This is a genomic window from Vibrio gallaecicus (assembly GCF_024347495.1).
Lineage (GTDB): Bacteria > Pseudomonadota > Gammaproteobacteria > Enterobacterales > Vibrionaceae > Vibrio > Vibrio gallaecicus.
Genome location: NZ_AP025491.1, coordinates 1,453,479 through 1,476,479, shown reverse-complemented (window position 1 = coordinate 1,476,479; position 23,001 = coordinate 1,453,479). Strand labels below are relative to the sequence as shown.

Genomic DNA, 23,001 nt, shown 5'->3' with positions numbered 1-23,001 from the left:
TAAAATATTCAATGGTGGTTTTAAAAAATGAAAAATAAAATTCCATACACTACATATTTTGGTAAAGCCGAACAGTTATGCAAAAAAGGTGATGCTGCTGAATTCATACAGCCATGGTATACGCCAATATCTACTACGCCTGAAAATACAGGGATGGCAGTTGGGGGAATAGGTAACACATTCACTTTAACAGCTAATGGAAGCACGCCGAACTTCAGTTTTATCCCGGGTATATTTATTGATTGCACCAAGCAAGATATTAATTTTAATGACTTTTATGCTTCTGTGATGGATGTGCCATCTATAGACTCATTAGAAGTCATCTCAATTCAAGATCTTAGTGTGCACTTGAATTTCTATCCAGCTTTGTTTGATGGAATAAAAATAGATAAAAATAATATATCAGAAGCTCTGTTATTGATTAAGTCCGCTTTATTATCAGGTGGTTTTTATAATGAAAATAAAGATAATTTTATAAAGTGGCGTATGGGTTTTTCAGAAAAGACTCAATTTTTAATTAAAAAAGACTGTACATCAATAATTTGCCAAATATATGTTGCATTAGATTTCTTTAATGGTTTGTTAAGTAATAACACATCTGAATTATTATCTTTAGCTTCAAAGAAAAATAACATTATAAACTCAATTAATGATGGGGATATTGATTATCGAGCATTATACCCATGTTCTGAATATGCATATTCATGCTTCAATGATATTGTAATTAGAAGAAAAGTTGTCTCCCCAATAGTCCAAGGCAATAAAAAATTATGCTCTTTGCCTATCCACTGGAACCATTTTGAATGTGAAAATAAGTCAGAGCAAACTCGTGTTATTACTTTAGTACAACCATTGCAAAACCTGATTGGTTCTAATTACCAAAAAAGTCGTGATGGCATTCAAGATTCCGCTTGCTACTTATTTCAAAACTCGATCGCTCAGAAACATGATTCGGTTTCTTTGAATCATGGTGACTTGGTGTTTTCCGGGGCCCGCTTAATAAGTGACTCTCCATATCAAAGCGACATTGAGGGAGAAGTTGTTTTCGGCGTTCAAGCGTCTAAACAACTGATTGAAGAAGGGAAGGTGTCTGTTTCCGTTAAACCTTCTCTTTATACGTCTAAAACCGAAAAAGAAGTTGAATACGCCTTACGTACTGGCCGAACTAACGAGGAATTTGAAACTGGAATTTACAGTGGAAGAGAAGCGTTAAGTGCATTAATTACGGTTCAAATAGAATTGGAACCTGGCGAAGCGATCGATCTTCGTTTTGCGCAAGTAATGGCGCACAGTAAAGTGCTACTGAACGATTGGGTTTCAGAAAAGGCATACACTCAGTTCTACCCTCAAGCAATGCCTGCAATCGATATTCTTAATGATGTACTTCCTGAATTGGCAAACATTGAACACACTATTGTGGCTCAGCAGGCAGATTTTTTGGCCGAAGCTCAGCAGAAAATAGAAAATCCTGAATCAGCTTTGCGTTATTCAACCATGGCAATGAATTCACTCTCTTTTTTAGCAGAATCCACAGTATGGGATAAAGGTGATAAGTTCTTAGTGAAAGAGTGTGTCGATTACCCATTTTTTAACTCTTTAGATGTGTACTTCTACGGATCTTTTTCTCTGCTTTATTTGCTGCCTGAGCTTGATGGTTGCGTGATGAAAGAGTTTTCTAAAGCCATTCTAGCGGAAGACTTTACCGAGCGCCGATACTGGGAATACGAAGCGACGCCTAATGCTGAATTGATAGATGAAAAGTACCAAGGGGTAAGGGCTGTAAGAGGCGCTGTGATACACGATTTGGGCAGCCCATTCGATATCCAGCCTGATGCTTACAGTTGGCATAACGTAAAAGAATGGAAGGATTTAGCACCTAAGTACATTCTGATGGTGTACCGCCACTATCAAAACACACAAGACATCTCAGTCGTTCAAGAATGCTGGCAAGCGGTTACAGAAAGCATTGAGTTCTTGTCTAGCTTGATTGCTGAAGGTGATGATTTACCACTGACTCGAGGCACAGACGACACTTTTGATAACCTCGCTTCTCATGGCATTTCTATTTATTGTGCAAGCCTGTGGGTTGCAGGATTACAAGCGGCGAGTGAATTGGCAGTGCTGGTTGGTGAATCAGAATTAGCGGCAAGTTACCTAGAGCGTTCAAAGCGTGCGTTAGTGACACTCGATCAAAGTTTGTGGGACGAAAAAGAGGGTTATTACCACTTTTTTGTGACGCCTATCCAAGCTAAGCATTTAACGGGTGAAGGCTACCAAGCACTGGTTCATTTAGGTCTGTCTTTGACTGGCGACGCGATTTCCGACAAAAATATTCTTAATGATTATTTAAACCAAACTGACACATCAATGAGCCTTAGTAAGTTATCTCAAAGGATCTCTAAGAAAGGTTTACTCAGTGAAACCGCTCCTCAAGCCTTTACGCAAGAGTATTCAAACCTAGTTCCTGATTCAGATAATAGCTTTGGTGACGCCTTACTTGCCGATAGCTACCTAAAGCTAATTGGATTAGAAGGCATTTTTTCAGAAGAGCGTATTCAACGTGCACTAGACTATGTGTATAAGCACAACTTTGAGATTAATAGCCCTACATTGGGCATCGCAAACATGACACTCGCTGACGGTTCACCCCATGAAGCCTTTCAAGCTCAAGATGTATGGATTGGCGTTCAATTCAGTGTTGCAACGGCGTTAAAGTTAGCGGGTAAAACCCCTCAAGCTGAGCAGTTAATGGATACGGTGTATACCGCTTTATATGATTACTCAAAGATACCATTTGCAGCGCCCGAAGGGTTTAACTGTTCTGTATCCGTAACAGAGATTGAATTAGGAAATGAATTTAACTTGTCAATAAATGAAGCTAAGTTGTGGGTAAATGCTTTGATTGAGCAAGAAATTTTATTTTTTGATAAACGCGTCAACCCAATGTTAACGAAAGATACTGATGAGTTTGTTAGTATGCTTAAAGTTGACGTTACTGCTGAAACGGCAAGTAATTTACACAAGTGGCTATTGAACACGGGTTTAAAATATACCGCAGGTCGCTATTTTAGACCTGGAATGATATTCGCTTATTTATATGAATAGGTTCATGAATTGAGTTGATGATTACTGAGTGAGAGGGGAGATTTTTCTCCCCCTATTTTTTGGTTTAGAGCTTGTTTTATCGGCTGAAAGCCTGCTGTACTTAGAATTGAATTGAATTGAATTGAATTGAATTGAATTGAATTAATGAGCTCATTTCCATGACCGAGTGCCATAGACGGCTTCAAATTCACGTTTAATGGCTTAAGGGGAAAAAATGCGTACTAAAACTAGAAAAACAACAGTATACGACGTCGCTAAACTCGCGGGTGTTTCTCCCAGTACCGTTTCTCGTTTTTTGAATCGAACAACTTATGTATCTGATGATAAAAGCCAGAATATTGAACAAGCTATAAAAGATACGGGGTACAAACCCAACTTTCAGGTGCAAGATAACCTTAATCGTCGCACATTGACGGTTGGGGTGTTAGTCCAGCACCCAGATAGCCCATACACCAGCCGCATTTTGAATGATATGGAAAAAACCTTGATTGCTCAGGGCTATTCACTTGTGATTGCTACGGGTCATTGGCAAAAAAAACTTGAAATCCATGCTTTGGAATACTTAGCCAAAAGCAATGTGGATGGCATGATCATCGTCACGGGGAGTGTGACCAATGAAGACATTTCTAAGTACGCTAAAGATATTCCTATCGTTATGGTTGGGTACGATATTGTTGAAGAGAATGTTCGTTCACTTAATATAGATAATGTACTCGGTGGCTATATGGCGACTTTGCACTTATTACAACAAGGTCACGTTAATATTGCGCATATTAAAGGGTTAGCTTCACAGCCGGATTCAGGCTCACGCTTTGAAGGGTATAAAAAAGCATTAGGTGAAGCTGGTATCAAAGTGATGCCTAAACTAGTCAAGCAAGGCGACTTTAGTAGTGAGCAAGGTTATGAGAAGACGATAGAGCTTATTCAATCTAAAGTGCATTTTTCGGCTTTGTTTGCTGCTAATGATCAAACGGCTTACGGTGCTATTAAAGCGCTTCATGATCATGGATATAAAGTCCCAGAAGATGTTTCAGTTATTGGTTTTGATGATTTACCTACGTCTAAATACTTCACCCCAGCACTGACTACACTCAGGCAGCCAATCGAAGAAATAGGCGAAGTATGTGCAGAGTCTATTCTTAACCTTCTGTCAGGAGAAAGACACGAAGCAAGGTTGCCACCGATTGATTTGATTGTTCGTGAATCGACAAAGTCTTTGTATCGGTAAGTTTGTGGCTCAATGTGATTAGGTGATCCCAGAATTTGCAGATGCAATTAACAGTTATAGATGCAATTAACAGTTATAGATGAAACTAACAGTTAAAGGTGAAGCAAAAAGATACAGGTGAGCTAATAGTTATAGATAAAGTAAAAGTGACAGATGAAGTACAAAGCTACAGACACAAAAAAAGCCGCCTCCATGCGACTTTTTTTGTTTTTGGCGGCCAAACCAGATTAGCTATATCCATTCTTGCTCCAGTCCATTCAGGAGTTATCCAAGATGGTATATCTATAAGACGTTGTTAATTCCAATTAGTTCAATTTAAGCTGCATTTTCTTTCGGTGTTTCATCCAAATCGAAAGATGCATCAATCAGTTTCTGTGTATATTCATTCTGAGGGTTATGGAAAATCTCATCTGCCGTGCCTTGTTCCATTACTTCACCTTTCTGCATTACTAACACGCGGTCTGATAATGCTTTAACAACAGATAAGTCATGGCTGATGAATAAGAAGCCGATATTGTGTTTTTTCTGAATATCTTTTAGTAGGTCAATAACCGTTAATTGAACCGAACGGTCAAGTGCTGACGTTGGCTCATCTAACAGAATGAATGATGGTTCTAAAATTAATGCACGAGCAATGGCGATACGTTGCCTTTGACCACCAGAGAATTCATGCGGGTATCGGTTAATTGAATTAGCTTCTAAACGAACTTCTTCAAGTGCTATTCGAGCACGTTGTAAACGATCTTTTTTAGATAGGTGAGGTTGATGCACGGTTAAGCCTTCCGTGATTATCTCACCTACTGTCATTCTTGGTGATAAAGAACCATATGGGTCTTGGAACACCATTTGTACGTCTTTCTTTAAATCAAAGCGTTCAGTGTCTGTAAGCAAGCTAAGGTCTTTGCCTTTGTAAACAATGCGTCCCGTAGAAGGAAGTAAGCCAATCAATGCGCGCCCAAGGGTTGATTTACCTGAGCCAGATTCACCAACAATTCCCAACGTCTCACCTTGTTTAAGCGACAAGGAAATACCTTTAACCGCTTCAAAATACTGGTTTTTGCTCTTAATGAAATGTTGTTTCACTAGGAATTTAACGCGGATATCTTCTACCGTGAGTAGATCTGGCGCATCAGGTTCAATTGGGTCTTTTTGTCCCTTTGGAATTGAATTGATAAGCATGCGAGTGTATTCGTGTTTCGGATCATTGAATAAGGCTTGTGTCTCGCCTTCTTCTACTAACTCACCTTTACACATCACCAGAACACGGTCAGCAAAGTGTTTGACCACCCCAAGATCGTGGGTAATAAATAAAATAGCCATGCCCATCTTTTCTTGGATTTCTTTAATCAACCCTAGAACTTCAGCTTGAACGGTTACATCCAATGCGGTTGTCGGTTCATCCGCGATTAGAATGTCAGGTTCGTTGATAAGAGCCATTGCGATCATGATACGTTGCAGTTGGCCACCAGAAAATTCATGAGGGTATTTGGTATAGGCTTGGTCAATGTTTGGTAAATGGACAAGCTCAAACAATTCTAGAACGCGTTTCTTGGCATCGGATTTACTTACCTTTCGGTGGCACATGATCGCCTCTGCGACTTGTATGCCAACACGTAAGTAGGGGTTGAGAGAGGTCATTGGCTCTTGGAAAATCATGCCAATTCTATCGCCACGTATTGCCTGCATTTGACGTTCGGTTTTGTGTAAAACCTCTTCACCTTCAAATTCAATTCTAGATTCAGGGTGCAAAATGGCATTGTCAGGCAGTAAACGCATCAGAGCGTTACTCGATACCGATTTTCCTGAGCCTGATTCGCCCACAATCGCGAGCGTTTCCCCTGCTTCTAGTGAGAAATTAATGCCTTTTACAGCGTCAATGATTCCATCATTCGTTTTGAAACTAACAGAAAGATTTTCTACATTGAGAATGGCTTGGTCTGACATGATACGTCCTTATCAATTTAAGACATTTGGAGATGAATGAGTCTCAGGTGTCGATTTAAGTTGCCCAAAGTGGTGATGTGCTCGTTGTATTTGTTCGAGCTCCAGCATCCAATGCGAGCTCCTTTGAGCACTGCAAAAAGCGATTAAGTGATTGAGTAGATCTTCACTTTGCTTTTCGAGCAGTAAGTAAGTTCTTTGTATGAGACTGGTATTTTCAAGGGAGATGAATTGCAAGAGCGCATAAGATTGATTCAAGGTGTCGAAAGCTTGTTGCTGTTGACCTAAGCGATTCAATATTTCTGATTGAGCAACGCTCGCGTCTCTAAGACCTGCAAGCAGGCAAGCAAATTGACAGGGCTTAATGTTACTTTCAAAAGCGGCTTCTTGAATGTGGTTTGGGAGGTGGCTTAAAACATCATGGTATAGTCGCTGAGCTTCAGGCCAGTGACCTTGTTCCATTAACTGCTCTGCTTTTAAATAATACATCCAGCATTGTTCAAGTTCCATGTTCCCATCTCCTTTTTATAAGATGCAGGGATGTTAATGATATTTATTATCAATTGCAAATTAAAATCATTTAGTTTAGCGAAGGATCGTAATCAAAATGGGCGTAGCTAATTGATATGATGTATGAATAGATAATTGATACGGAACACGAATAGAGTACAAAAGCGGGTAGAAGGTTTTAGGCATAAACTAGAGAAAACTCGATAGATTTGTATGTTATTTGTTCACTTGAACCATGGTGTTGCGTAAGTCACTAAAATTATTGAGAATTGCATCTACACTGATTTTATCTACACCCAAAATAATAAAGGACTAAGGAGGCGGCGATGGCGATTCAAAGACTCAATATAGAGCAGCTCTATCAAGCAGCTGATCTCGAAAAGCTACCCTGTAAGTCGACCAAAGAACTGGCTCCCATTGATGAGATAGTAGGGCAAGAACGTGCGCAAAAAGCCGTTGAATTTGCTATGTCAATTAAGGAAAAGGGTTACAACATTTACGCGATAGGGAGAAATGGTTTAGGTAAAAGAACCATGATCCTGCGTTATTTAAACCGCCACCCACATGAAGCAAATGAACTTTATGATTGGTGCTACGTGGCTAACTTTGAAGATATTCGAACACCTAAGGTGCTTAAGTTGCCATGCGGTGTTGGCAGCAGCTTAAAGAATGATATTGAAAAGTTAATGACCAAGCTGTTAAAAGCCATGCCATTAGCATTTGATAACGAAATGTACTTCGGGCGTGCAGATAAGCTTAAAAACCAACTTGCCAGTAAACAACAAGCTGCGCTGGCAGCGATCAGTCAAGAAGCCCAAGAGAAAGGCGTTAACTTAACTATTACAACGCAAGGTGATTATCAATTTGTTGCGATGAATGGTGAAGAGTTGCATACCGAGGAAAGCTTTGATCTGCTTTCACCAGAAGACCAAGCTCAATTTGATAAAACCATTGATGCGTTGGAAGTCGGCTTACGCACGATTTCTCGTGATCTAACTGAACTTGAAGAAACGTATACTGAAAAAATTGAAAAGCTTAATGATGACACCACTCGAGATGTGATTGCTCATTTTATTAAGCAATTGAAGAAAGATTACAGCCAATACCCTGATATTAAAAAGTATCTGACTGATCTACAAAAAGACATCGTTGAAAATGCTGATATTTTCCTAGAAGAAAGTAATGAACAAGCTGAAATAGCGACGGCTTCACTCGATAAGAAAATGCCTCGTCGTTATAAAGTGAATGTCATTGTTAACCAAAAAGAGAACAAGTTTCCGATAGTGGTGGAAGAAAATCCGAACTATCACTCTCTGTTTGGTTATGTAGAAACAGCCACATTCAAAGGCACCGTATTTACGGATTTCTCTTTGATTCGAGCGGGTAGTTTACACCGAGCGAATGGCGGCGTATTGCTTATGGATGCGGTGAAAGTTCTGGAGCAGCCTTATGTATGGGATGGTCTAAAGCGAGCGTTGCGTTCACGCCAATTAAGCCTCACGTCTTTAGAGAAAGAGGTCACTCTAACTGGGGCGGTTTCGCTTGATCCAGAACCTATCCCATTGGATGTGAAAATCATCTTGTTTGGGGATTATCGGACTTATCAACTGCTGCAACATTACGATGCAGAGTTCGCTGAATTGTTCCGTGTTACTGCTGATTTTGAAGATGAAATGAAGCGTTCTCCGGATTCAGAAATGCACTACGCACGTTTTATTTCAAGCATTGTGCATGATAACGGCATGCTGCATTGTGACCGAAAAGCGATTGGTCGAATTATCGAGCACAGCTCACGTCAGGCGGGCGATCAAGGGAAGTTGTCCTTGCACTCTGCTCACACGGCTAACTTGTTACGAGAATCTAACTACGTGGCGAAAAGCTCAAAGTCGAATTTGATTAGAGCCAGTCATGTGGAACAAGCACTCGCAAATCAACAAATGAGAGTCGGTCGCTTGCAAGACAGTGTGATGGAAACGTTCACTAATGGCACCACGCTTATTCGAACAGATGGTGAAGCGGTTGGGCAGGTGAACGCTCTATCCGTTCTTAGCACCAGTGACCATATGTTTGGAGCACCAAATCGTATTACTGCCACTACTGCCTATGGTGATGGTGAGGTGATTGATATTGAAAGGAATGTTGACCTTGGTGGCAGTATTCACTCAAAAGGTGTGATGATTCTTTCTGCTTATTTGTCTTCAGTATTTGGTCGTACGGCTAAAGTACCTCTAACCACTAATATCACCTTTGAGCAGTCTTATGGCGGAGTTGACGGAGACAGTGCCAGCATGGCGGAATTCTGTGCCGTTGTGTCTGCGTTTTCTAAGCAGCCTAACCGTCAGGATATTGCGATTACAGGTTCAATGAACCAGTTTGGTGAATCACAGCCTATCGGTGGTGTGAACGAGAAAATTGAAGGGTTCTTTGATGTTTGTGAGATCAAAGGTCGAACTAATGAGCAAGGTGTGATTATTCCTCGTTCTAATGCACATAACTTAATGCTTCGCTCAGATATCGTTAAAGCGGTTGAAAAAGGTGAGTTTAATATATGGGCCATTGACCACGTAACTGAAGCTATCGAGTTATTTACGGGTAAGGCAGCAGGAGAAGCCAGCGACGAAGGCAGTTACCCAATTAATACGATCTTTGGTATTGCTCAAGCTAAGTTAAATGCTTTACGTAAATAATAGCTTAGAGTCATTCTCAATCTATGAAAGAGTAAGTCTCAACTTGGAAAGAGCAACTTGAGAAGTTCATAGAGATTAAAAAGCAGATAATGACGTTTTTACTCTAAATTAAAAGCAGCCATATAAAAGTATGGCTGCTTTTTTTAACGGGAATTTACAACTCAGAGTATTGATTTAGAAAGCTATATTCTTGAAGAATATATAGAAATAAATAGGCATAGGAAAAAGGCTAAAGGGCCGCGTTAAAACTGTCGTATATTTTGACTTCTGTAAATTAAGACTGACGTAAGCGCAGTTTTGTCCCATCAAATTTTAAACGGTTGAGAAGGCTCTTTACGTTGGACTTACCAATGTCATCAAACTCTACTCCATACCTTGCGTAGTGAGTCGATTTTTGAAGGTTACAGACTTTGCCCTTGAGCGGTGGAATGAGCGGCCCTTGATAATTTTCAGGCGTCACATCAATGGATATCTTCTCGTCGACTTGCAGTGTTTTAGTGGTCGGTGAGGTCACAATACGGCAGCCGCATTTGGATAAGTCACGGATTTCACAGCCAATGCGTGAGTTATTCATGATGACGTTGCCACCTAAATTCACTTCATAGCGAGTTTCTTTACGCAGTTGAGTGACCTGCATTGTGCTGGGTATTGAAATAACAAGCAGTGGGAAAGGGTCGCCTATTTTGTGTTTTATCTGACTGCGGAAATGAATTAAAGCCCCTTCTCCTCGATGGGAAAGTGCCCGCACTGTCATCCAAAAGCCCTCTTGGAAAAAGAAAGAAAGATCGTCATTCGAAATTTTGGGTAATTCAATGACTACGCAATTGTCACTATGAGTACCAATGAAATTGGTCATAGTGAGGAATTTTGTACCAACAGGGGTGGTGACATTTAATGTGAGTTCACTGCCATGCTCTACCATTGATAGGGCATCAGTACTGTTCAGTGTTGAAACTGTTTTATTGCGAGAGTCTGGATGCACCTCATTGCGTTCAACGTGTTTCTTTAGTGGTGCGTTCATTCCATGTTCCCTGTACGCCAACGTGTAACTTATAATTATTTTAGACATCATGTGCCATTTACATGCACGTAAACTATTTTATTAGTAAGATTTAAAGAGTTCAAATTATTGTTGTGTTTACTATTAATAATTGATGAAGGTTGCGAATGAAGGCATTAAAATGGGATCGCGATCAAAGCCAAATGATGGTTCAGTTAAACGACGAATCGTTTGCTTTGATTAAATATCAGCAAAATGGCGATGTATTACACATTAATTCAACTCGAATTCCAGACGCTCTAAAAGGGAAAGGGTATGGGAAAGTGATGATGGAGACGATGCTGACTGAATTAGATAAAAAAGGTTTATCTATAATACCGGTGTGCTCTTATGTTGTGCATTACATGTCTAGAAACCCGCAATGGTCGCATCTTTTGGCTGAGTAGCTTTAGTCATATCAAGCTATAGCTTCTTTTAAAAACAAAAAAACAGGTTTAGGCGTTTGAATTTTACATATCAAAATATCGTTTCATCTTTAGATATAGAAGCATCATTTAATGTTGAAGTAATTCAAGGTTTATGGGGCGGATATGGGGAATTAGTGCGCTTATCATTCTGCGATGAGAAGAATTTGGACAATGGTAATTTGGGTAATGATGATTTGTCTAAGCCGAATGCAATTACCCCACCGAATCTCATCGTCAAACATGTCTCTTTACCTGATAAATCAGAACATCCTAAAGGGTGGAATACTGAGCGATCTCACCTAAGAAAAGTAGGCTCTTACCAAGTAGAAACATCCTGGTATCAAGATCATACACAAGTGTTTGATCCATATTGTCCTGTGCCTAAAGGCTTACTCTGTAAGCAAAGCGATAATGAATGGCTTATCGTGATGCAAGACTTAGCAGACTTGGGCTTTCCGAATACTCACCAAACCGCGAATAAAATGCAGCGTAATGCGTGCTTAGAATGGTTAGCTAATTTTCATGCAAAGCATATTGGAACAGAAGCTAATGACGTCTGGGAAAGCGGCACTTACTGGCACTTGGATACGCGCCCTGATGAGCTGAATGCCTTGCAAGATTTACCTTTGAAAGCTCAAGCAGAGGCTATTGATCGAAAACTAAAACAAGCGTCATTTCAAACCCTAGTTCATGGCGATGCTAAGCTGGCGAATTTTTGCTTTAACCTGAAAGGTGACAAAGTTGCCGCCGTTGATTTTCAATATGTAGGACACGGCTGCGCGATGAAAGATGTCGCTTTATTTATGAGTAGCGCAGTAGAACCTGAATATTGTGATGGCTTGGAAAGTGAATTGCTAGAAAGCTATTTTGGTTATTTACAAGAAGCGCTTACTCGCTACCAACCTCATTTATCGTTTCCTGAAGTAGAAGCATCATGGAGACCTATGTTTTACGTTGCTTGGGCTGATTTTCACCGCTTTGTTAAAGGGTGGAGCCCCAATCACTGGAAGATAAATTCATACACGGAGAGCATGGCAAATTCAGTCGTTAATGAATTTCAAAGCGAACGTAAAAATGAAAGTAAAAAGTGAAATTGAAAAGTGAGAAAAATAGCGGTCAATATAAATGATAGATTGACCGCTTCAGTATTTATTAACGCGTGGTTTGAACTGAGGTTTAATTTAACCTATTTAGATGGCCTTATACGCGCTAGATAGTAAGTGTTCACAAACTCACCATCTCTGAAAGAGTTGTCTTTCGCTTCCCCTTCAATTTCAAAGCCAAATTTTTTGTAAAGTGCGATCGCCCGTTCATTATCGCAATGGGCTTCAATATGAATGCGATGAACATTGAGCCAATTGTCGGCAAGTTCAATCACCGTTTCTAATAGTCTACTGCCAATACCAAGGCCACTAAAGTCATCATGCACACCCATACCAAAGGAAGCCATATGTTGATTTCTTGGCCTTTGATTTTGTTGGAATCCAATATTACCGACAATCTTCCCGTCAACTTCAGCCACATAGCTGTACACGCCAGTTGGTATGTTGCTGAGTCGATCAATCCAGAGTTTTGGTGAAGAGTTTGGGAGCTGTAGGGTTTCTCGTTGCGCCTTCGGTTGAGAATACAAATCGCTAAGACCTTGTGCATCTGAAACTTGCGCTGGGCGAATGATAACTTCCATACATGACTCCTTGTGCTTATTTTAAGTTAGCGGAATACAGCCACTAGCTCTTTGAAAAATAATAATTTATTAGATCATCTAGATATAACCTATTTTCCCTAAACCGTTCAAGGTTAACTTGATGTTAATTTTTGATAAGCAGGAGTAAGATAGTTCAATCATTTGCATGGATACCGATATGTCAGCACATTCACAGAGTTGGAAGACTCCTCAAAACTTCTTAATTTTGATATCAATCATCGTCCCTATCGCTTTTTCGAGTTGGATGGCTTTATTGAATAATTTTGTTATTGAAAAAGCTAACTTCGATGGCGCCGATATTGGGTTACTGCAGAGTGTGCGTGAAATCCCAGGCTTTCTAGCGTTTACGGTTGTATTTGTATTGCTGTTTATTCGCGAGCAACGATTTATGCTCGTCTCTTTGGCAATGTTAACGGTAGGCACTGCCATTACGGGTTTATTTCCTTCTTTATTTGGCTTATTACTGACGACATTATTGATGTCTACAGGCTTTCATTATTTTGAAACTCTCAAGCAGTCCCTTTCATTGCAATGGCTAAGTAAACAAGAAGCCCCTGAAATGCTGGGTAAAATGATTTCCGTGGGAGCATTAGCGTCATTGATCACTTATGGCTCTATATGGTTGATGCTGGAGCAATTTCAGCTTGAATTTAAATGGGTGTATGGCATTACCGGCGGGATTGGTTTTATTTTGGTGATGGTAATGGCTTTTTCATTCCCTGAATTCCAAACGCAAACTCAGCAACATAAAAAGTTAATTCTGAGAAAGCGTTACTGGCTGTACTACGCATTAACGTTTATGAGTGGTGCAAGAAGGCAGATATTCACTGTTTTTGCGGGTTTCTTGATGGTAGAGAAATTTGGTTATTCTGCTGCTGATATTACGTTACTGTTCTTAATCAATTATCTATTTAACTTCTTGTTTGCCAAGCGTATTGGTAAGTTTATCGGCGTTGTGGGCGAGAGAAAGGCTCTGACATTTGAATACGTTGGATTAATCTTTGTGTTCGTTGGCTATGCGTTAGTTGAAACAGCGGAATGGGCGGCTGCGCTTTATGTGGTCGATCATCTTTTCTTTGCGCTAGCTCTGGCTATAAAAACGTATTTTCAGAAAATTGCAGACCCAGCAGATATGGCATCAACAGCAGGTGTAGCTTTCACCATTAATCATATTGCAGCGGTGGTCATCCCGGTTACCTTTGGTGTGATTTGGTTAGTCTCTCCTGCGAGTGTTTTCTATATTGGCGCGGGTATGGCGGCTATTTCTTTATTGTTGTCATTGAACATTCCGAGAAAGCCAGATGAAGGGAACGAAGTGCGTTTTTTAAGTTGGCGTTAATAGTTTAGTCGATCAGGCTTGTTTCACTCGGCTAAAAGTGATGAGTCGGTTCAACATAAAATAAAGCAGGGAGAAGTGATTATCGCTTCTCCCTGCTGCTTTAGTCAGTCTCAAGTTGATAGGTTTAAGGATGATTACGAATGCCTGCTCATGGTCACTTGGTTGAAGTCAATCCAGCCATTGGCTAAGAGTTCCACAGGGTTGACAGTATCGGCTTGGTTGAGTTGTTGCTTTACGTGAAAAATAGGTCGGTAAACACCGGATTGAATAAGGCTCTTCTCCATTTCAAGAAATGCACATTGCCTTTGTTGTTCATTGTTTAAGTCCCACAGCTTTTCTAGCTGTTCTGAACGCCACTCTTTTTGTTCTTGGGTAAAACAGATTTCCAGAGGAGGGGTGCTTAGTAGCCAGCCCATCCAGCTACTGTTTGTATTATCGTAAAATACCGCCCCTGAGATAATGATGTCTGCGCTTTTTAGGTTTTCTTGTAAACAAAAATCAGGAAACTCTAATACCTGATATTCACAGGCAATTCCTGCCGAACTCAGCCATTCATAGTAGTGTTTCGCCATTTTTATATGGTCAAAGAGTTGATAGGTTAGAATTTTTATAGGCTGCTTGGAATGCTTTAATCCATCCGCTAAAAGTTGTGCGGCTTTAGTTTTTGCTGGTGCCGCATTTTCAGCTGTTGTTTTCTCAACGGTTGCTTGATTAACGGATGTTTGCTCTATTTCTGTATTTTTCTCCGTCCCCAAGAGGTCGCCTGATTGGTAAAGCATTCCAGATGCGGGTCTTATTTCATCTTTAGATATGTTTTTGGATACCCCAATCAACTGCAATAATTCACTTAAATCCTGCCTATGCTTAATGCTGCTTAACCAAGGGTGGTTATGCGCATTGATTAAGGCGTATTCACAGCCGGACTCCCACTGTTCAGACTCTTTAAATGTCAGGTTGGATGCTTCTTGATAGTGTGGATGCGAATGAACAATATCGCAGTGCATTTCGTAATCTTTGGCTTTATCGCCTACATTCCACATTTCCACTGCATCTACCCAAGGGCGGTGTCCGTGATAATGTTTGAATGCCTCAAGACGGGTTAGCCATTTTGATTGTTCTACTAATTGGAAGCTACCACTGCCGATGATCTTCCCACTTGATACTTTTGTTATGCCAGCCGGTGTCGTCGACAAAAGTGACTCTATATAACCAGTGTAATGTTTGGCTTCAAAAGAGAGGTGGTATGGGCTGGTTACCTCGATATTTGAGATACACTCAAACAGACTTTTGTTTGTGGTATTTTCAGTCTTCAGACGTTGGAAGTGGTTTTTGATATCTTGCGCGAAAATAGGGGAGCCATCGTGAAAAAAAATACCTTTACGTAAGGTAAAGAACCAGCAGTTTCCTTCCCTGTGCCATTGAATCGCAAGGTCACCGTCAAAAGTCATGGAGGAAGGATTGTAGCGAATGAGGTTACTGTATAAGTAATTGGCAATATGGCTTTCTGTTCTTCGGGATATCTCAATTGAATCGAGGCAGTGAGTACCGCGATAGAAAGGGATTTGTAGAATATCTAATGTGCCAGGCGAGGTCTGGTAGCGGCTTATGTAGCTAAGTAAGCAAAGGTCGCGTTTGTCCTCTTCAACAAACTCTAAAGCTTGGTCTACTTTGTTTTCGGCAAGCAAACTGTCAACATGCTTTTCTATTGCCTCGTTTACACATTTAATTAATGTGACCTTAGGTAAATTTCCACGACCAACTCCGGGTTTCCAATCAATCCACCCTTCTTCAACTAATTTTTTGATCAATAGCTGTGCATTGCGTCTAGTACACCCTAAGGATTTCGAAAGGTTATCTAACGGCATGTGTATGGAGTGGTTCAAGGTCAATTGAGTTCTAAAAAAGGCTAAGGCTTTCCAATAATACATAAAGGTGAAATTCCATTTTTATCTTTCTATTTTTCTTCATCTTTTAATCTTGATAATAGAGGCATCGGGTTACTTTTAAAAGGAAAGAAAATGGAAGCTGATAACCGTGTTGCTTTGCCCCCTTCAATATGGAAAAGCTCACGCTTTGTCATTTTGTTCTCAACCGCCTATTTTGTGGCATTCGGATCGAAAATATATGACTTAGCTTTGCCTTTATTAGTGTATGAACTCACCCAATCTTCTCAGATGATGGGGTGGATGCGAGCTGTCGAGTTTCTGCCTAACTTGTTACTCGCACTGTTTATTGGGGTATGGGTAGATAGGTTCAATAAGAAGAACTGGTCCCAATGTATGTTGATTGGGCAAATGGCGGTGTTAGTTATGTCGTATCTGGCAGTTCGCTGGTTGGCTGACCCACTGTATGTTTTATTTCCATGCGCATTTTTGATGATGGCATTTAACTATGGCTACCATAATGCTCGAATGGGGATGATTAAAAATGTATTGCCTCACCAATTACAGAATACTGCGACCGCAAGAATGAGTGCTCTCTACAATCTACTTGAGACGGTTGGTCCTGTGTTATCTGGTGGGCTACTTCTGCTTTCAGCTCTGCATAATGTGTTTCTGCTGGTCGCATTGTTGTATTTATTGGCTTTCTTTCAGTTAAATAAATTGAAATTTGAAGCGACGAAGCCCATTCAGCACTCCTCTGTTTTCGTGGCATTAAAAGAGGGCTGGCGTGTCTTGTACGCTAATAAAAATATGTGGCACATCACGTTGGTGGTTATGGTGATCAACACCACAGGCGCAGTTTTTTGGATTCAAGCGATGTACTTCTCTAAATCTGAGCTTGAATTAAGCCATATAGAAGTTGGCTACTTGATTGCAGCTTCTGGTATTGGTGGGTTAGTTGGTTCATTCACTGCTGATAAAGTAAGAAGGCGAGTAGGGCTTGGCGTGTTATTAATTGTCTCTATTGCATTAGAAGCGCTGGGTTTTTTACTGCCTGTTTTGCATAGTTTACTTTTTGCGGATGATTTATTTCTTAATGGATATTTGAGTAATGTGCATTTCAGAAACGGGCAATGGGTATTAATGATTTCCTTCTTATGGGTCAGTGCAGTCGGTATTTATAGCAGCATTTGTATTTGGAGTTATCGACAAGAAGCCTTTGAAGAACAGCATTTAGGACGAGTCGCCGGGATCACAGGATCACTGTTTAAGCTCTTGATGCCATTTGGCTTAGCGGGTTCTGGTTATTTAGTGGCGGCTTATGGCGTACATACTGCGTTTGTACTTTGTTTTTCACTGCAAGTGATAGCTGCACTATGGCTAGCAACAACGAAGGTTCGCGCTATTCGCTAATCACGAATGTTGGGGGTGGCACCCCTTCGGTGACAAGAATGAAATGAGATAATGATATTTTGAGTAACGTTCGGTTTATAGAAAGCGAATGTTACTCAACCTGAATGGTACTTATCGTAAATCAGCTTAAACTCGGTTATCACCGCAGCTATAAGCAATGATCTGGCTTATTTCACTTAAGCTTCGCCCAGATTGCTGTTGCCACTCATTAAATGCTTTATTTGCAGCTTGGTGAGCTCTTTTGGTATCTCGACCACTATCGATAATCCCAGTATTACGTAAATGAGACTCCACATCTGAACTGAGAATAAAAGTATCTTTACCCATTTGGCGCAGAGTATATGCCCCGGTGTTTCCACCTAATCGTTTACCGTTTTTCTTCAAATATGCCCATAGCTCTGTAATATTTTCGTCTGGCCAGTAAGCGACCATTTCCGAAAATGAGTTAGCTTCACGTTTCGCTGCATTGATCATCATGGCATTAGCTGGAATAGTCATGACTTTCGTAAGGTGGCGAATGATGCGCGGATCTTGGGATTTCGACTCCCACATTTCGTTAGGAAGCATGAGCATTTTTTCTATGTCGAAATTGAAAAAGACCTCCTCGAAATTCGGCCATTTTTTGCGTACTACATCCCAAGATATCCCGCACTGGAAAACCTTCTCAGTGAAAGCTGCCAACCAGCGGTCGTCAGAAATTTTCGCTATTTCGTCAGCGCTTAGTGGCTTGTAGATTAATTGTTCGAGTAATTCTTCCCCACCTTTACGGTGTGCTGCGCGTTCGTAAATTGAATCAAACTTTTCTAGTGGCATGACTGCTCCAAGCTATGGACTTCTGGAGAGTAGTATTGGGGCAGATTTATTAAAATCAAATTGTGATGTCCGTCTGCTGTATTTTTAACCAATGATTGGGGATGTGCTATGTTTAGTGAGATAGCGTTCATTTAGCAATATAAAACAAAGGGATAGGTTATGACGTTTGATTGGGTTGAATGGTTTGGCTACTTAGCATCACTGGTTGTTTTAGTGTCTTTGACAATGACATCCATTGTGAAACTCAGAGTCATTAACTTTATTGGCTGTTTACTGTTTGCAGCGTTTGCTTACTTTATAGATTCATGGCCAACAATGTTGATGAATTTAGGCATTGCAGGGATCAATGTGCACTATCTTTATCAACTCCGAAAGGCAAATGAAACGTTCAAGTTAGTTGCTACTTCTGTAGATTCTGAATACTTCTCTCACTTTGTGGAAAGTAATCAAACTGACATAGAAAAACAAATTCCTATAGAGCAACTTAAAACCGCGAATACTTCATTTTACATGTTAAGGAATAACAGTATTGCCGGCGTGTTAGTGGGCGAAACCGATGAAGGTGGCTGCATGAACATTTTGCTAGATTTCGTCACCCCTGAGTTCCGTGACTTCAAGTTAGGGCATTATTACTACGAAGCTCACCCTGAAGTGATGAAAGCACGGGGAATTACTTCACTACAAGCGATGGCTGCCAATGATGATCACCGCCGTTATCTGGAAGCTGTAGGCTTTTCGTATGACACAGGTGCAGACGGAGAAAAAGCCTTCATTAAGATTCTGTAGTGAGGTAGGAAGTACTTATTATTAAGGATCAAAATGTGTGAGGTAAGATTGATTTATTCATATCAAGCCCGTAATAACAATATGATTCCATTTTAAAATACATTTTAACGGAAAATAAAAAAGAGTAATTCATTATGAATTACTCTTTTTTATTTTTTAAATATTGGGTTATTTAAAGTTAGTAAGTGGTTACGTAACAACGTTATGCTTATTTTAATAATATTATCACTTAATTTCCCATTCTACATAGGCATCGATTAAATACACAATTCTTATGGTTATTGAGATCTTAATCACGCATAACGCAACCGGTTGCGCTTTTAGTTTATAAATTGATCGTTTAAGATTCATACAACACTTTGATTACGATTATTTTTAGATTGGAGAGCAAGATGAAAAAGATTTTATTGTGCTGTAGTGCCGGTATGTCTACGAGTATGTTAGTAAAAAAAATGCAAGAAGCCGCGGTTTCTCGAAACGTTGAATGCCATATAGAAGCAGTGTCCGTGAGTGCATTTAATGACTTAATCCAGGAGTACGATGTATGTTTACTGGGTCCCCAAGTTCGATTCCAAAAGGATGAACTTCAAAAAGTGGCTGACCGCTATAACAAAAAAGTAGAAGCCATACCTGCAATGACTTATGGAATGATGAAAGGTGATGAAGCGTTAACACAAGCCTTAGACCTTATTCCGAGTTAATTAAAAGCAACTATTTTAAAAATTAATAAAATTTCATTTATACCTGCATAAATATGTGGGTAGGAATAAGTATATTTAAAAAAGGACTTTAGCTATGTCGTTTTATAATATGGTTATTAACTTTGTTGAAAATAAAATAGCACCCATTGCTATTAAAGTTGGTAATCAAAAACATGTGAGAGCAATGCGTGACGGTTTTATTGTCGCGATGCCATTTATTATTGTGGGAAGTTTCGCTTTAGTCTTTGCTTTCCCTCCATTCTCGGAAGACACGACGAACAGCTTCGGCCGCGCTTGGCTCGATTTTGCGAGCGCTAATTTCGACAATATTATGATGCCCTTCAATATGACGATGGGGATTATGGCGGTGTTTGTTTCCATAGGTATTGGCTATAACTTAGCTCGTGCTTATAGTATGGATGGCATTACCAATGGTGCTTTAGCTTTGATGACCTTCCTTTTAGTCGCCTCGCCAGCTTCTGAAGGTGCACTTTCAATGGGGCATTTGTCTGGGACGGGCATATTTACCGCCGTTATCAGTGCTTTCTTTGCGGTCGAGCTGAATCGAATCCTCCAGAAGTACAACATCACCATAAAACTTCCCGAGCAGGTGCCGCCAGCTATTGCTCGATCGTTTGAAGTACTGATCCCTATTGTGTTCATTTACCTAACGGTTTTCCCATTAAGCTTATATCTTCAAGCTGAGTTTAATATGCTTATTCCAGACCTAGTTCTTGAAGCATTTCGTCCATTAGTTAGCGCATCTAACACTTTACCAGCCATCATTGGTGCCTTGTTATTGTGTCAGCTACTTTGGTTTGCGGGTATTCATGGCGCAGCAATTGTTGTCGGTCTGCTTTCGCCAATTTTCCTAACAAACATTAGTGCTAACCAAGAAGCGTATTTAGCGGGTGAGACAATTCCTAATGTGTTCACTCAACCGTTTTGGGATTTCTATATTTTCATTGGTGGCTCAGGTGCAACGTTAGCGTTAGTGCTCTTGATGATTTTCAGCCGTTCAGTGCACTTACGCAGTTTAGGGCGCATGAGCTTTGTTCCTGGAATGTTTCAAATCAACGAGCCGGTTATTTTCGGTAGCCCGTTGGTCTTGAACCCAACCTTGTTTATACCTTTCGTTTTTGCTCCTGTCTTAAACGCCATTGTTGCTTACACAGCCGTGCACATGGGCTTTGTCGGCATGGGCGTATCGCAAACAGCTTGGACTGCTCCTGCCTTTTTAGGTGCATCGTGGGGCTCTGGGTGGACCATTTCCCCCGTAATATTAGTGGGTGTTTTATTAGTGATGGATCTGTTCATCTACTTGCCCTTTTTCAAAATGTTCGAAAAGCAATTACTTAAGCAAGAAGGCGAAGCTGAACAAGCGAAAAAAGAAGCCGAATCAGCGGCAGGCGCTGGCGTTACCGCTTAATTTAAATGAACGAGTGATGGGGTGACAGCTAAGTCGAACTTTGTCTCCAGCACTCGTCTCAACGTTTAAGTTAACGGTTTACTATCAAAGAATTACATTGCAAGGCAGAGATTAAGTTCAGCCTTACTCGATATTATTTTGGAGTTAACCATGAGTGTTCAAGAAAACCAGAATACCTCTGTAGAAATCGATCAAGAACAAGTTGTAATGGAAATCATCGTCAATGCTGGTGAAGCTCGGAGCTTATGTTTTGAAGCATTACAACAAGCGCGAAAAGGTGAATTTGACGTCGCGAGAGAAAATATTAAGCGTTCTCGAGAGTGCATCAATAAAGCGCACCTTACGCAAACTAAGCTGATTGAATTGGATCAGGGTGAAGGGAAAGTCCCCATGACGTTAGTGATGGTCCACGCGCAAGATCATCTAATGACGACGATTGTTGTCCAAGAACTCGCAACAGAAATGTTGGAAGTTCATCTTAAATTAGATAGCCAGCAACGAGAGCATGATGCTTTGGTTTCTAAACTTCAGACTGCTGATGTATAGGTGAAAATATGACACAAACAACAAGTAAAAAGCAGCATCTTAAAGTTGTGATTATTGGTGGTGGCAGTAGTTATACCCCAGAATTGATAGAAGGTATTATTAACCGTCATCAGCAACTGCCGATTAATGAAGTGCATTTGGTTGATGTGACTGCTGGCCGAGACAAGCTCTACATTATTGAAGCTTTAGCTAAACGCATGATTGAGCGTTCAGGCTTGAATATTGAGGTAAAAGCCACTTTGAATCGAAGAGAAGCGATTGAAGGGGCTGATTTTATCATGACTCAATTCCGAGTCGGGGGGCTGTATGCTCGGGCGAATGATGAAAAAATCCCATTAAAGTACGGTGTGATCGGCCAGGAAACTACGGGCGCAGGTGGTTTTGCTAAAGCATTGCGAACCATCCCTGTCATCCTGGATATTTGCAAAGATATTGAAGAACTGGCTCCAGATGCATGGATGCTGAACTTCACAAACCCTGCAGGCTTGGTCACTGAAGCGATTCTTAAATACAGCTCAGTAAAAACGATAGGGCTGTGCAATGTCCCTGTTTCAATGCAGATGATGATCGCTGAAATGATGGCGTGCAAACCAGAGCAACTTTCTCTTGAATGCGCCGGCTTAAATCATTTGTTGTGGGCTCATAAAGTCTGGTTAGAAGGCAAAGATATAACGTCAACCGTGCTTGAAAAAGTAGGGGACGGTGCTAACTTCAGTATGAAAAATATCTTTGAAGAACCGTGGAATCCGGATTTCTTACAGTCGCTAGGTGCCATCCCGTGCCCTTACCACCGTTACTTCTATCAAACCGATGCAATGTTAGCAGAAGAGAAGCAAGCGGCAGAAAGTGAAGGTACCCGAGCTGAACAAGTGATGAAAACAGAAGCTGAACTGTTTGAGTTGTATAAAGATGTTCAGCTGGATGAAAAACCCAAGCTATTGGAAGAACGCGGTGGTGCGTATTATTCCGATGCTTCACTCAATCTAGTGGATGCACTGTATAACAATTTGAATACGATTAATGTTGTTAATGTACGTAATAACGGTGCTATCCCTGCTTTACCAAATGATGCCGTTATTGAGTGTAGTGCGGTGATAGGAAGTTGGGGAGCAAAGCCTTTGGCATTTGGTTCATTCTCTCCTGCTATTACTGGGCTCATTACTCAAGTAAAAGCGTATGAACAATTGGCGGTCGAAGCTGCGGTTCATGGCGATTATGATAAAGGGCTGATGGCTTTAACGTGTAACCCATTGGTTCAAGATATCAATAAAGCGAAGAATATTTTAGATGAGATATTGAAGGTGAATTATGACTACTTACCGCAGTTTTATGGCAAAAAAGTCGCGCAAGATGTACCGACTTAATCTAGCCATAGTAGTAAGATGACATTTGCCTAGTTAGCTTTGATTAATATGAGAAAACGTAATACAAGCAAGGCTAAAATACTT

The 23,001-nt window shown here is 40.5% G+C and carries 18 protein-coding genes; 12 read left to right on the top strand and 6 right to left on the bottom strand.

Annotated elements, in window-relative coordinates; translation table 11 throughout:
- The first annotated feature begins 27 nt into the window (after positions 1 to 27).
- Both OCU78_RS21440 and OCU78_RS21435 read left to right on the top strand, forming a co-directional pair.
- Positions 28 to 3,105, top strand: a complete 3,078-nt coding sequence (locus OCU78_RS21440) for a GH116 family glycosyl hydrolase (protein WP_137371683.1) — start codon at positions 28 to 30, stop codon at positions 3,103 to 3,105.
- 214 nt (positions 3,106 to 3,319) lie between these two features.
- Positions 3,320 to 4,333 carry a LacI family DNA-binding transcriptional regulator gene (locus tag OCU78_RS21435; RefSeq protein ID WP_137371682.1) on the top strand — a complete coding sequence of 338 codons (1,014 nt, stop codon included), beginning with the start codon at positions 3,320 to 3,322 and terminating at the stop codon, positions 4,331 to 4,333.
- Between the two features lie 315 nt (positions 4,334 to 4,648).
- On the opposite strand, the gene OCU78_RS21430 is transcribed toward OCU78_RS21435, so the two are convergent.
- Together OCU78_RS21430 and OCU78_RS21425 are read right to left on the bottom strand one after the other, a co-directional pair.
- Positions 4,649 to 6,277 carry an ABC transporter ATP-binding protein gene (locus OCU78_RS21430; RefSeq protein ID WP_137371681.1) on the bottom strand — a complete coding sequence of 543 codons (1,629 nt, stop codon included), beginning with the start codon at positions 6,275 to 6,277 and terminating at the stop codon, positions 4,649 to 4,651.
- 12 nt (positions 6,278 to 6,289) lie between these two features.
- Positions 6,290 to 6,784, bottom strand: a complete 495-nt coding sequence (locus tag OCU78_RS21425) for a hypothetical protein (protein WP_137371680.1) — start codon at positions 6,782 to 6,784, stop codon at positions 6,290 to 6,292.
- A 326-nt stretch (positions 6,785 to 7,110) separates the two neighbouring features.
- Between OCU78_RS21425 and OCU78_RS21420 the strand changes: the two genes are divergently transcribed.
- The gene (locus OCU78_RS21420; protein ID WP_137371679.1) at positions 7,111 to 9,471 is read left to right on the top strand and encodes a Lon protease family protein; all 2,361 of its coding nucleotides are present in this window, start codon (positions 7,111 to 7,113) and stop codon (positions 9,469 to 9,471) included.
- A 274-nt stretch (positions 9,472 to 9,745) separates the two neighbouring features.
- Here the strand turns inward: OCU78_RS21420 and OCU78_RS21415 are convergent, their stop codons facing one another.
- Complete coding sequence (locus tag OCU78_RS21415) at positions 9,746 to 10,492, bottom strand: flagellar brake protein (RefSeq protein ID WP_137371678.1); 747 nt, start codon at positions 10,490 to 10,492, stop codon at positions 9,746 to 9,748.
- Between the two features lie 146 nt (positions 10,493 to 10,638).
- Between OCU78_RS21415 and OCU78_RS21410 the strand changes: the two genes are divergently transcribed.
- Entirely contained in the window at positions 10,639 to 10,917 is a 279-nt protein-coding gene (locus OCU78_RS21410) for a GNAT family N-acetyltransferase (RefSeq protein WP_137371677.1), read from the top strand.
- Between the two features lie 56 nt (positions 10,918 to 10,973).
- Entirely contained in the window at positions 10,974 to 12,029 is a 1,056-nt protein-coding gene (locus OCU78_RS21405) for a phosphotransferase (RefSeq protein ID WP_137371676.1), read from the top strand.
- Between the two features lie 95 nt (positions 12,030 to 12,124).
- Here OCU78_RS21405 and OCU78_RS21400 read toward each other — a convergent pair whose 3' ends face one another.
- Positions 12,125 to 12,622 (bottom strand): GNAT family N-acetyltransferase, encoded by a 498-nt coding sequence (locus OCU78_RS21400; protein WP_137371675.1) that lies wholly within the window; start codon positions 12,620 to 12,622, stop codon positions 12,125 to 12,127.
- A gap of 178 nt (positions 12,623 to 12,800) precedes the next feature.
- Between OCU78_RS21400 and OCU78_RS21395 the strand changes: the two genes are divergently transcribed.
- Positions 12,801 to 13,982 (top strand): MFS transporter, encoded by a 1,182-nt coding sequence (locus OCU78_RS21395; protein ID WP_137371674.1) that lies wholly within the window; start codon positions 12,801 to 12,803, stop codon positions 13,980 to 13,982.
- Between the two features lie 134 nt (positions 13,983 to 14,116).
- On the opposite strand, the gene OCU78_RS21390 is transcribed toward OCU78_RS21395, so the two are convergent.
- The gene (locus tag OCU78_RS21390) at positions 14,117 to 15,910 is read right to left on the bottom strand and encodes an ABC transporter substrate-binding protein (protein WP_137371673.1); all 1,794 of its coding nucleotides are present in this window, start codon (positions 15,908 to 15,910) and stop codon (positions 14,117 to 14,119) included.
- Between the two features lie 90 nt (positions 15,911 to 16,000).
- On the opposite strand from OCU78_RS21390, the gene OCU78_RS21385 reads away from it, so the two are divergent.
- On the top strand, positions 16,001 to 17,278 hold the full coding sequence (locus OCU78_RS21385) for an MFS transporter (RefSeq protein WP_137371672.1): 1,278 nt from the start codon (positions 16,001 to 16,003) through the stop codon (positions 17,276 to 17,278).
- A 126-nt stretch (positions 17,279 to 17,404) separates the two neighbouring features.
- Here the strand turns inward: OCU78_RS21385 and OCU78_RS21380 are convergent, their stop codons facing one another.
- Positions 17,405 to 18,091, bottom strand: coding sequence for a DNA-3-methyladenine glycosylase I (locus OCU78_RS21380; RefSeq protein ID WP_137371671.1), 687 nt, complete (start codon positions 18,089 to 18,091; stop codon positions 17,405 to 17,407).
- A 159-nt stretch (positions 18,092 to 18,250) separates the two neighbouring features.
- On the opposite strand from OCU78_RS21380, the gene OCU78_RS21375 reads away from it, so the two are divergent.
- From OCU78_RS21375 to OCU78_RS21355, 5 genes are all read left to right on the top strand, one after another.
- Entirely contained in the window at positions 18,251 to 18,877 is a 627-nt protein-coding gene (locus OCU78_RS21375) for a YgjV family protein (RefSeq protein WP_137371670.1), read from the top strand.
- 392 nt (positions 18,878 to 19,269) lie between these two features.
- Positions 19,270 to 19,578 (top strand): PTS sugar transporter subunit IIB, encoded by a 309-nt coding sequence (locus tag OCU78_RS21370; protein WP_137371669.1) that lies wholly within the window; start codon positions 19,270 to 19,272, stop codon positions 19,576 to 19,578.
- A gap of 94 nt (positions 19,579 to 19,672) precedes the next feature.
- Positions 19,673 to 21,007, top strand: coding sequence for a PTS sugar transporter subunit IIC (locus OCU78_RS21365; protein ID WP_137371668.1), 1,335 nt, complete (start codon positions 19,673 to 19,675; stop codon positions 21,005 to 21,007).
- 186 nt (positions 21,008 to 21,193) lie between these two features.
- On the top strand, positions 21,194 to 21,553 hold the full coding sequence (locus OCU78_RS21360; protein WP_137372245.1) for a PTS lactose/cellobiose transporter subunit IIA: 360 nt from the start codon (positions 21,194 to 21,196) through the stop codon (positions 21,551 to 21,553).
- An 8-nt stretch (positions 21,554 to 21,561) separates the two neighbouring features.
- A complete protein-coding gene (locus OCU78_RS21355; RefSeq protein ID WP_137371667.1) occupies positions 21,562 to 22,917 on the top strand; it encodes a 6-phospho-beta-glucosidase in 1,356 nt (451 codons plus the stop codon).
- Positions 22,918 to 23,001: the final 84 nt, after the last annotated feature.